Annotated in this window: 3 protein-coding genes; all 3 read right to left on the reverse strand. The window is 34.4% G+C overall.

Annotation, left to right across the window (positions count from 1 at the left end; all coding sequences use genetic code 11):
* Nucleotides 1-2,163, reverse strand: a 2,163-nt coding sequence (locus ABY905_RS13580; protein ID WP_372644776.1) for an FtsX-like permease family protein, incomplete at its 3' end; no start/stop codon positions are given.
* A 59-nt stretch (nt 2,164-2,222) separates the two neighbouring features.
* A complete protein-coding gene (locus tag ABY905_RS13585) occupies nt 2,223-4,592 on the reverse strand; it encodes an ABC transporter permease (RefSeq protein WP_372644778.1) in 2,370 nt (789 codons plus the stop codon).
* Between the two features lie 157 nt (nt 4,593-4,749).
* The gene (locus ABY905_RS13590; RefSeq protein ID WP_372644781.1) at nt 4,750-5,385 is read right to left on the reverse strand and encodes an ABC transporter ATP-binding protein; all 636 of its coding nucleotides are present in this window, start codon (nt 5,383-5,385) and stop codon (nt 4,750-4,752) included.
* Between the last annotated feature and the right edge of the window lie 7 nt (nt 5,386-5,392).

Raw genomic sequence — 5,392 nt, forward strand, 5'->3', positions numbered from 1 at the left:
GATGATTACCCATTTCATGAAATCCTTATTTAGCATTGTGATGATTTGAGAGGTTTTAGCTCCGTTAACTTTACGAATTCCGATTTCTTTCCTTTTTAGGAATATGGCATTTAGTACCATACCTAACAAGCCCATAATTGACAAAACAATGGCTAACAAAGAAAATGCACTGATCAACTTAACCTGCTGTTGTTCCTTTTTATAGAAATGTTTGACCTGGTCGGTTAGTGCATAAATATTTACAATCACATCTGGTGATAATTCTTTAAAAAATTGGTTGAGCTTTTTTCTGACTTCATCATTATTAAATCCAGTAGTTTTAATGGCAAGCAAGCTCATATTTTGAGGATGTTGCTGAAGAATGACCATAGGTTGAATCTGAGAGTGAAATGAATGACTAATGAAATTCTTAACAATCCCGCGTACTTTAAACCCGTTAAACGCTTCGCCCACTTTTAGATTATATTTCTTTGCCGCAAACTCGTTAAATATGATGTTGTTTTTACGATATTCATTGAAGTCCTTTCCATCAATAAATTCGATTTTGAGAAGATCCAACATTCCTTTTCCAGTAAACAAGCCATCAAATTGAACTTCATTGTTTTCATACATAAAACCAATTGATGCATTTGTCATGTTTGGAGGAATCAAAAGTGAACCCGCTGTAGATATAACACCAGGTATTTTTTCAATTTCGTTGGTAATTGCCTGGTGTTTCTTGCTTAATTCACGAGAGTTAAGTTCACAAACAATAACATTTTCAGTTTCAATATTCTTGGAACTTGTCTGAGCATAATGCAACTGTTTCTTTATTGTTAGTACACCAGTAACAAGAATAATAAAGATTGCAAAATGTATACTTAGGACAGAATTAGTCCAACCTTTCCTTTTCGATGAATTCAATTTTAGTCCTTTAATTAGATCAACTGAAGATCGTCTTGTAATAGTTAAGCCGATTATAATGCCCGAAATTGCCCCTGTTACAATCACAACCAAGAATAACAACAACCATGATTGCCATATCATAAAAACGTCTACGTTTAAAGTACATTCAAGCGTCTCATTTATAAAAGAGAAACCTAAAACAACAACCAGTGACGCAGGAAGTAAACTAATGACTGAAAGCATATTTGATTCCAACAAAACTTGTTTAAGAATACATTTAATTGAAGCACCCATAGCTTTTTGAACCCCAAAATCTTTCAGGCTGTTTTCCATTTTTGCTTTCGTCAGAAACACGTAGTTCACAATGGCAATCAGTAGAATAAATAGGGAAATAACAAGTAAATATTTCAGTTGCGTAGGGTTTCCATTTCGAGTTTCAATTCTTTCATTTAAATCAGATGATTGCAGGTAGATATCAGTAACAAGTTGCAAATCGTAATCCTGTTCCTTCCTCGTTTCATTAACCGTTTTATTTTTATATGTCTGCATATGACGCAAGACGTTTTCAGGCTCAGCTTTTTTATTCAAACGCAGGTAGGTTTCAAATAAAAAATGATCCCAGTCTTTAAAATCCTCAGAAACACGTCTGTATTCCTCGAAATGTCGTTGACTATGCCCAATGGATTCTATCATTAAATCCAAATGACAAATGAAATTGGGATATAATCTGGAATTTTGAGGGAAATCTTCATACACACCGCAAACCGTTAATGGTAAAAATTGATTGTTAATCTTCACCTGAAGAATCTCATTAATGGGATTAATCTCTTTAAAATACTTATTGGCAATTGAAGCAGAAATACATATTTCTCTTTCTGATAGGAAAGTGTTTCCCTTAAGGATTTTAATACCCAAACAAGAAAAGAGCGAAGTGTCGGCATAGGCGAATCGTTTATCTTTCACAAAATCTTTTTGGGAATTTTTCAATTCTACATCCGAATCCTGAAAGTACCTGAAGTAATTGTTAACAAGAGGTATTTCCTCTTGTACTGTACTACCCAATGGGTAAGAAGTTAGACTCTCAGATCCTTGCAGAACCCGATACAAGTTCTCTTTTTGGGGAATAAAACTATCGAAAGAATTCTCGTGAATGTAAAGTAAACTCAATAGAAAAACACATCCCAAACCAATTCCTAATCCTAGTATGCTAATGATAGATTGGACTTTATTCTTTAGGATACTACGAATTGATAATTTTAGGCTAATTGGCCAGTTCATATAGGAGTTTTTACGTGGTTAGTATTGTATTTAGATATTACTGCAAGTGATTTGAGCTTTTACTCATACCTCAAACTCTCCACAGGGTTCCGTGTGGCCGCTCGCCAAGATTGTAAGGAAACTGTAAGCAGAGCAATACCCATAGCTATAAAGCCAGCTAAGGCAAATATCCACCAAGAAAGTTCTGTTTTATAAGCAAAGTTTTCGAGCCATTTATTCATGGCGTAGTAGGCAATAGGGCTAGCTATAACGAAGGCAATTCCCACCCATTTAATGAAATCCTTATTTAGCATTTTTACAATTTCAAAGGTTTTTGCTCCATTGATTTTGCGAATCCCAATCTCTTTAGTGCGCGTTTCCAAAACAAAAATGGTGAGACTAATTAGGCCTAGACAAGAAAGAATAAGAGAAATAATAGTTGAAAAATTTAGAATCTGCTGGAACTGTTTTTCCTTTTTATATAAGGCTCCCCACGAAGTATCCATGAATTTAATATTTAAGGGGAAATTAGGTGAAAACTTATTCCATACATTTTTAAGTGAATTGATACTTTGATCAAAAGCTTTCCCATTTACAGCGTTCATTTTCAAATAGGCCACTTCACTAGCATCTCCTGCGCTCATAAAACCGGCAGCTCTGATAGGCACATGCATCGATTCAAAATTAAAATCTCTCGCCACCGCGATTATTTTACCTGTATTAGGCTTACCCATATCAAATCGAACATCCTCTAGCTTATCTATATTAAACTCCTTAAAAGCTGTTTCATTGAGAATCCAATCATCAGAATCCGTAGAGTGATCACTAAACTGACTTCCTCTTATTAAATCAATTCCAAAGAATTTAAAGAAGTTTGGACTCACAAAGAAATTCGCTACGCCAACCTCTTGTTTAACACCTTTATTTAATAAATCTAAACCCCAATTTTGTTGATTATAACCCAATAAACCTGACGAAAAAGTAATGTCTTCAATTCCAGGTATTTTCTTTATTTCATTCTTAAAAGCAAGAATATTCTGCTGTAATTGAGCATTAGTGGTTGTAAAAACGATGTTTTCTTTTTTAAACCCAGGATTCAAATTATTAAGTAGATTGTTCTGTTTGTTAATAAAAATAATGCTTGCTATAAGCACAATCGATATTGTAAACTGAAAGACAAGTAAGATATTTCTCAAAATATCTTGGTTATCTGTGCTTACAGAATTTTTCAACAGTAAAGTCGTTCGATATTTACTAAGAATATAGCCCGGAATAAAGCCTGTAATACAGATGGTAAAAAGCAATATCACAAGAAACAAAATGAGATTCCTCTGTGAAAAAATGTCTTGAAAAGTGAAATTCGATTCAGTTAAATAGTTCAAGCCGCCAAGTGAATAATAAATCAACAGAACAGATATTAGCGTTGTTACAACTAAAACTAGAGCCGATTCTGTTACAAGGAGTTCAATAATTTTGTTCCTTTTACTACCTAATGTTTTTAAAACGCCAATGTTTTTAATGCGCTTCAATTTTTGGGCTGTAACAAGATTTACGTAGTTTATACAAGCTAGTATAAGAATCAGAGATCCAATAATTTGAATAATAATTAAGCTTAAGTAATTTCCGTGCTTTAATTCCCTAATTTCCGGAAGATCTGTATAAGCTTTAATAAATGGGAATAGACTGAATAATGCTCTTTCTTTATAATGCTCTGGAACTCCAGTTAAGGGGATATTAGCCAATTTATCTTTCACAATAATATCGGATACATGATCGCTAAGCCTAAAAAAGGATGAATAATTCTGCGAACCCCAATTTTTCATCGAGTTATCATACCACCCTATCTTGCGATTGGTTTCTACTGACAAAACAGCATCAAAATCCCATGAAGAGTTGTGAGGTAAGTCTTTTATAACAGCACTAACCTCAAGTAATTCATTTTGTAAATTGGTGGCATTATACATGATTTCTTTACCAACAGGATTTTCAGCACCAAACAACTTTTGCGAAAGAGATTGAGTCAAGACTATTTTATTGCTACCTGATAAAGCCGTTGTCGGTTCACCAAAAACAGATTCAAACTGAAAAACTTGAAAAAACATGGAATCTGCTACTAATAGATGCTCTATTTTAAAATCAGCACCATTATTGTTCACAAAAACTTGAGGAGAATATTCAAATTGAGCAAATGTAATACTTGAGATTTCTGGAATTTCCTGACGAATATATTCCGCCATTCTCGATGAAGTATGTGGACTAGTATGTGTTGTCAGAACATAAACATTATTGATTTCAGGAATAAACTCATCCATCGTTTGTTCCTTATGCACATACGAAAAGGTTAACATGCTAATACTAATGCCCAATGCAAGACCACTAATATTGATCGCTGTTACAAGCTTGTTTTTCAGTAAATTCCTGAAAGACATTTTAATGTTATGTAGGTTCATTCTGTTTGTTTATAGTAATTTATTCATACCTCAAACTCTCCACCGGATTCCTCGTGGCAGCTCTCAACGATTACAGCGAAACTGTTAGTAAAGCAATTCTCATAGTACTGATTTTTAACAGAGTAAAAATCGACTATCGACACATAGAGTGAGTTATCTATATTTGAGCATGCTCCTCAACCAAAACCTCTTCAGTAACAACCTTTCCATCGAATAAATTGATAATTCTATGAGAATAACCCGCATCTTTTATGGAGTGAGTTACCATGATAATCGTTGTACCTTCTCTATTCAGTTCAGTCAATAATTGCATCACTTCCTGTCCATTTTTAGAATCGAGGTTACCAGTAGGCTCATCGGCAAGTATTAATCCTGGGTTAGAAACCACTGCTCTTGCTATAGCTACTCGTTGTTGCTGACCACCTGATAACTGCTGTGGGTAGTGTTGTGCACGATGACTCATATTCATTCTATCAAGAACCTTAGTCACCATTTCTTTACGTTTCTTGCTACTAAATCCCTGATAAACCAATGGCATTTCAACATTCTCGAACACATTCAGTTCATCAATCAAATTGAAACTCTGAAATACAAAGCCCACATTTCCTTTTCTTAAGTCGGTGCGCTGCCCTTCTTTTAAGCCAGCAACTTTGGTATCTTTAAAAGTGTATTGTCCTTCAGAGGGATTGTCCAATAAACCCAGAATATTTAAAAGGGTCGATTTACCGCAACCCGAAGGCCCCATAATGGCAACGAACTCCCCTTTTTTGATTCTCAAATTGATGTTATTCAGAGCTAAA

Source organism: Ancylomarina sp. (genome assembly GCF_041555295.1).
In the GTDB taxonomy this organism is placed as follows: domain Bacteria; phylum Bacteroidota; class Bacteroidia; order Bacteroidales; family Marinifilaceae; genus Ancylomarina.

Coding starts and splice junctions, on each gene's coding strand:
- ABY905_RS13585 (WP_372644778.1), bottom strand. CDS start 4,592: ATGAACCTACATAACATTAAAATGTCTTTCAGGAATTTACTGAAAAAC.